Source organism: Avibacterium endocarditidis, from assembly GCF_965138825.1.
Lineage (GTDB): Bacteria > Pseudomonadota > Gammaproteobacteria > Enterobacterales > Pasteurellaceae > Avibacterium > Avibacterium endocarditidis.
The window spans coordinates 1-751 of the sequence record NZ_CBCSDH010000039.1; the positions used below are offsets into that span (position 1 = coordinate 1).

The window sequence follows — 751 nt, forward strand, 5'->3', positions numbered from 1 at the left end:
GCTTTTGTAACTCGTGCTTCAGAACAAGGCCCGAATGCAGGGAAATGGGATAATTCCGTCATTATGCAAGAGATCTTAACTTTGCGCGTTGAGTTGGCGAAATTGCTTGATTTTGAGCATTACACCGAACTTTCTCTTGCCACTAAAATGGCTGAAAATCCGCAACAAGTGTTGGATTTCCTCGATAATTTGGCAAGCCGTTCCAAAGCACAAGGACAACAAGAATTAGCGGAATTAGAAGCGTTTTGTAAAACTCACTTTAATATTACCGCACTTGAGCCTTGGGATATTGCGTTTTACAGCGAAAAACAAAAACAACATTTATACGCCATTAATGATGAAGAACTTCGCCCTTATTTTCCCGAAGATCGCGTACTTTCAGGCTTATTTGAGCTGATTAAACGCTTATTCAACATTCGTGCTGTTGAACGTTTTGATGTGGACACTTGGCATAAAGATGTACGTTTCTTTGATTTGATTGATAGCCAAGATCAAGTGCGCGGTAGTTTTTATTTAGACTTATACGCCCGTGAAAATAAACGTGGCGGTGCGTGGATGGACGATTGTGTTGGTCGCCGCCGTAAAGTCGATGGCACAATTCAACAGCCAGTGGCTTATCTCACTTGTAACTTTAACGCACCAGTGGGTGATAAACCTGCGCTTTTCACTCACGATGAAGTCACCACCTTATTCCACGAATTTGGACACGGTATTCATCATATGCTCACGCAAATTGATATCGCAGATGTGG

The 751-nt window shown here is 42.2% G+C and carries 1 protein-coding gene; it reads left to right on the forward strand.

Annotation, left to right across the window (positions count from 1 at the left end):
- The coding region (locus ACNAV8_RS11575; protein ID WP_415777751.1) for a M3 family metallopeptidase at window positions 1–751 on the forward strand (751 nt) is incomplete at both ends.